The organism is Trebonia sp. (assembly GCF_049794275.1).
Lineage (GTDB): Bacteria > Actinomycetota > Actinomycetes > Streptosporangiales > Streptosporangiaceae > Trebonia.
The window spans coordinates 1-4,817 of the sequence record NZ_JBARCR010000664.1 but is presented as its reverse complement, the minus strand read 5'-3'; the positions used below and the strand labels follow the sequence as shown (position 1 = coordinate 4,817).

At 69.4% G+C, this 4,817-nt stretch carries 5 protein-coding genes; 4 read left to right on the top strand and 1 reads right to left on the bottom strand.

The window, feature by feature from the left end:
- Nucleotides 1-723 (bottom strand): ROK family transcriptional regulator (locus tag WA805_RS17835; protein WP_425242892.1); only part of this gene is annotated, 723 nt, incomplete at its 3' end.
- Between the two features lie 153 nt (nt 724-876).
- Between WA805_RS17835 and WA805_RS17830 the strand changes: the two genes are divergently transcribed.
- From WA805_RS17830 to WA805_RS17815, 4 genes are all read left to right on the top strand, one after another.
- Nucleotides 877-2,226 (top strand): extracellular solute-binding protein, encoded by a 1,350-nt coding sequence (locus WA805_RS17830; RefSeq protein WP_424561638.1) that lies wholly within the window; start codon nt 877-879, stop codon nt 2,224-2,226.
- 220 nt (nt 2,227-2,446) lie between these two features.
- Nucleotides 2,447-3,340 carry a carbohydrate ABC transporter permease gene (locus WA805_RS17825; protein ID WP_422274329.1) on the top strand — a complete coding sequence of 298 codons (894 nt, stop codon included), beginning with the start codon at nt 2,447-2,449 and terminating at the stop codon, nt 3,338-3,340.
- On the top strand, nt 3,337-4,185 hold the full coding sequence (locus WA805_RS17820) for a carbohydrate ABC transporter permease (RefSeq protein WP_422274327.1): 849 nt from the start codon (nt 3,337-3,339) through the stop codon (nt 4,183-4,185). Before WA805_RS17825 ends, WA805_RS17820 begins: the two co-directional genes overlap by 4 nt.
- Nucleotides 4,182-4,817: glycoside hydrolase family 3 N-terminal domain-containing protein (locus tag WA805_RS17815; RefSeq protein WP_425242891.1), on the top strand; the 636-nt coding region annotated here is incomplete at its 3' end. The genes WA805_RS17820 and WA805_RS17815, both read left to right, overlap by 4 nt.

Below are 4,817 nucleotides of genomic sequence, written 5' to 3'. Positions count from 1 at the left end.
CGCCAGGCCGACGCCGACGTCCAGCCAGAGCAGCACGAAGTCGCTGGTGCCGGCGGCGGCGCCGACCGCGTGCTCGGCCATGGCGGCGAGGTTCACGTCGTTCTCGATCAGCACGTTCTTGTGCAGCGCGCCGCGCAGCCCGCCGAGCACGCCCTCGTGCCAGGCAGGCAGGTTGATGGCCAGCCGCGGGTCGCCGGTCACCGGGTCGACGACGCCGGGGCTGCCGATCACGAACGCGCTCAGCATGCTGACGGACACCCCCGCCCGCTGGCAGGCCCGGTCGACCGCACAGCGGATCAGCTCCACAGGATCGCCCGCGCCGCTCGTGGGGTCCTCGCGGACCTCCGCGATCACCCGCCCGGTGACGTCGGCTACCGCGGTGCTGACCAGGCCCTGCTCGACGTAGAGCGCCGCGACGTACGCGCTGGACGGCACCACGGAGTACAGGGCGGCGTTCGGCCCGCGGCCGCCGCTGTTGGAGCCGACCGCGGTCACGAGCCCGCGTTCCTCGAGCCTGGCGAGCATCTGGGCGACTGTGACCTTGGACACACCGGTCAGTTCCGACAGCTGCGCGCGGGTGAGCGACTTGCCGTCGAGCAGCAGCGCCAAAGCCGCGCGGTCGTTGAGTTCCCGAAGCAGGCTAGGCGTGCCAGGCCGGGTCGGCGCCCGGCCGGCTGCCCGGTTAGAAGCGGGCTCCCCGGACGACTCGGTCTGACTGGCCATGACCACGCACCCCTCCCACGTATCGTTGCGTCGTTGCGCGCTACGAGTGTCTCAATCCGGCAACAGCCCCGGCCGGCCTCTAGCTTATAGGAAAGTTTCCTATTAGTTTCTCCGGTACAGACCAACTGAAGCCGTGCAAGGAGGACACCAGCAGTGCGACACAAGATAACCGCCGCGGCGGCCTGCGCGGCAGCCGCGCTCGCGATCGCAGGCTGCAGCTCAGGATCCAGCTCGGGCACCGGCAGCTCGTCTTCCAGCTCAGCCGCTCCCAGCCAGCTCACGGTGTGGCGTATGGGCCCGTCCGCCGCATCCCAGGTGACCTGGATGAACGGCGTCGTCGCCGAATTCCACAAGGACTACCCGCAGTACAAGAACACCAAGGTCAACGTGGTCTGGGTGCCCTGGGCCAACCGGACTACGGACTGGACCAACGCGCTGGCCAGCGGCAAGAACGCGCCGGACATCACCGAGCTCGGCAACACCGACACTCCCACCGAGGCCTCGCTCGGCGCCCTCGCCAACATCTCCACCGACCTGTCGGCCTGGTCCACCAAGCCTGACCTGGTTTCCGGCATGCTCGCCAACGACACCCAGAACGGCAACGTGTACGGCGTGCCGTGGTTCGGCGGCGTGCGCGGCATCTGGTACCGCAAGGACCAGTTCGCGGCCGCCGGCATCACGTCCACCCCGACCACGTGGACCGAACTCGTCTCCGACGCGCAGAAGCTGATGCAGAAGTACCCCGGCACCTACGGCATCGGCGCCCCCTCCAACTACACCAACGCGATCGTCAGCTTCATCTGGGGCGCTGGCGGCCAGGTGGCGACGGAGACCGACGGCAAGTGGACCGCTAACCTGACCTCGCCGGCCAGCGAGGCGGGCATCAAGTTCTACTCCGACCTGCTGCTCAGCGACAAGGTCTCGCCGTCCAAGTACGTCGGCCAGACCGAGCTCGGCAACCCCGGCGCGACCTCAGGCGGGTCCAACGAGGACTTCGCGCTCGGCAAGCTCGACATGTACATCGACGGCCCGTGGGCCTCGGCGGAGTTCCCCGCGAACGCGGTCGACAAGTCCAACTGGGCGTCCTTCCCGATCCCGTCGCAGAACGGGCCGACCCCGGCTCCGGCCTTCGCCGGCGGCTCTGACCTGGCCATCTGGTCGGGCAGCAAGTACAAGAGCGCGGACTGGGCCCTGCTCCAGCTGATGGACAGCGAGAGCAACGCCACCAGCTTCGCCAACCTGCAGGGCTTCTTCCCGCCGTTCACGTCCAAGCTGACCGGCGGCGCCTACTCGAGCAGCCAGCTCATGTCCGGTTTCGCCAAGGCGGCCACCATCACCCAGATCTCCCCGCTCAACGCGAAGAACTGGTCGACCGCCGACGCGACCGACGCGATCATCCCGACCATGATGAAGGCCCTCGACCGCGGCGCGAACTTCTCCGCCACCGTGGCGCAGGCCAACACTCAGCTGCAGAACGTCCTGAACACAGGGCAGGAAAGCTAGCGGTTAGCCCATGCTGAAGTCTCCCGGGGGGGCGGGCTCCCCGCATGAGGGGCTCCCGCCCCCCATACCCCCTGGCCCCCGTACCCCCCGCCGAGGCATTAGCTCTCCGCAAAGAGCCGGCCTTCGGGAAAGTTCCGTTTCAGATCGTCCGAACGGGCGGTGGCCTCTCCCGCCGCCCGTTCGGCACCTTCTTGGGCCGGGGCGGACGCGACGGCGGCTCGTGCCCTACCTGCTGATACTGCCCTCCGCGGTGGCGATCGGCCTGCTGCTGGCCTGGCCGGCCATCCAGCTGGCGGTCTACTCCTTCCAGGACTACGGGCTGCCGCAGGTGACCGGCGCGGCGCCCACGTCCTGGGTCGGCTTCGGGAACTACCGGCTGGTGCTCTCCGACCCCGAGTTCTGGTCGGCGCTGCGGATCAGCGTGCTGTTCGCGGTCGCCGTGGTGCCGCTGACGCTGCTCGTGGGGACCCTCGTCGGGCTGCTGCTGAACCGGCTCGGCCGGAAGATGGCCGCCTTCGTCTCCACCGCCGCCCTGCTCGCCTGGGCGATGCCAGCGGTGTCGGCGTCGGTCATCTTCGTCTGGCTCTTCGACCCGGACGGCGGCCTCGCCGACTACCTGCTCCAGAAACTGCCGTCCTGGCTCGGCGGCGGCGCGCGCTGGTCGCAGTTCAGCTGGACCAACGCCCCGCTGCCCGCCTACACGGTGATCACGCTGGTCGTGCTGTGGCAGGCGTTCCCGTTCGTCGCGGTCTCCGTGCTGGCCGGGCTGAAGACCATCCCCGCGGAGCTGCACGAGGCCGCGCGGGTCGACGGCGCCGGGCCGTGGCGGGTCTTCTGGAAGGTGACCTACCCGCTGCTCAAGCCGATCTTCCTCGTGCTGCTGCTGCTGTCGGTCATCTGGGACTTCGGCATCTTCACGCAGGCCTACATCGTGACCGGCGAACTGGGCAACAGGGACGAGTTCAACCTCGGCATCCTCGCCTACGACAAGGCATTCACGATGCCGCCCGCCTACGGCGTGGCCTCCGCCCTTGGCATGGTCCTCACGGTGATCCTGCTCATCATCACGGCCGGCTACGTCCGGGCCAACATCAAGCAGGGGGCGGTCGCATGAATCGCACGAAGCGGCTCCGCGCGATCACCCGCAACGGCGTCGCTCTCGTCGTCGCGCTGGTGACGCTGTTCCCGATCTTCTGGATGATCTCCACCGCGTTCAAGCCGGCCACCGAGATCTACTCGCTCACCCCGCATCCGCTGCCCGCGCACCCGACGTGGTCGAACTTCGCCAACGTGATCAACGGCTCCGTGATCGGCATGCCGTACTGGACGTTCCTGCGCAACAGCCTGGTCGTCACGCTCTCGTCGGTCGTGGTCTCCTCCGCGCTCGCGCTGCTCGCGGCCATCGCGGTGGCCAGGTTCCGGTTCCGGTTCCGCGCCACGTACCTGATCATGCTGCTGATCGTGCAGATGCTGCCGCAGCAGGCGCTGGTCATCGCGCTGTTCCTTGACTTCCGCGCGGCCAACCTGCTGGACAGCCTGGTCGGGCTCACGCTGCTCTACATCGCGTTCTCGCTGCCGGTCACGATCTGGATGCTGCGCAACTTCGTCGCCGCGGTGCCGCGGGAACTCGAGGAGGCCGCCGCCATCGACGGCGCCGGGCCTTTCCGGGTGTTTTTCCGCGTGCTGCTGCCGCTCGTCGCGCCCGGCCTGGTGACGACCAGCGTGTTCGCGTTCATCTTCGCCTGGAACGAGTTCGTGTTCGCCCTCACGTTCCTCGGCACCGACACGGCCAAGTTCACGCTCCCGATCTACGTGACGTACTTCTTCAGCAAGGGCAGCGTCGACTGGGGCGCCATCATGGCCGCGTCCGTGCTGTTCACGCTGCCCGTCATGATCTTCTTCCTCATCGTGCAGCGGCGGCTGCGCGCGGGGCTCCTCGCCGGGGCGGTGAAGGGTTGAGCGCAGGGGACACCGCGCTTGAGCGGCTCGCCGACGCCATTCTCATCCCGCCTTTCGCGGGCACGGTCGCCCCGCGGTGGGTGCTCGACGCGCTGTGGCGCGGGCTGGCCGGGGTGACGCTCTTCGCGCCCAACATGGCCGCCGGGCCTGACGCCTTGACGGCGCTGACCAGGACGCTGCGCGGGGCCGCGCCCGACGTGCTGGTCGCGACCGATGAGGAGGGCGGTGACGTCACCCGGGTCTGGTACGACTCCGGCAGCCCGTACCCGGGCAACGCCGCGCTCGGCGCGGTGGACGACGTGGCGCTGACCCAGCGGGTGCACGCCGCGATCGGCGCCGACCTCGCGGCGCTCGGCATCAACCTGGACCTGGCGCCGTGCCTCGACGTGCTGGCCGCGCCGGAAAACCCGGTGGTCGGCACCAGGTCTTTCGGGGCCTCTTCTGAGCTGGTAGCGCGGCACGGGGCGGCGGCGGTGCGCGGGCTGCAGTCCGCCGGGATCGCGGCGTGCGCCAAGCACTTCCCCGGGCACGGCGCCACGCTGCTCGACTCGCACGCCGAGGTCGCCGTCGTGCCGGACGGGCTGGCCGTGGTCACCGGCCGCGATCTGCCGCCGTTCCGCGCGGCCGTGGCG

Bases quoted from the DNA above. Each gene is read 5' to 3' on its own strand.
- WA805_RS17820 (WP_422274327.1), top strand. From the start codon at position 3,337: ATGAATCGCACGAAGCGGCTCCGCGCGATCACCCGCAACGGCGTCGCT.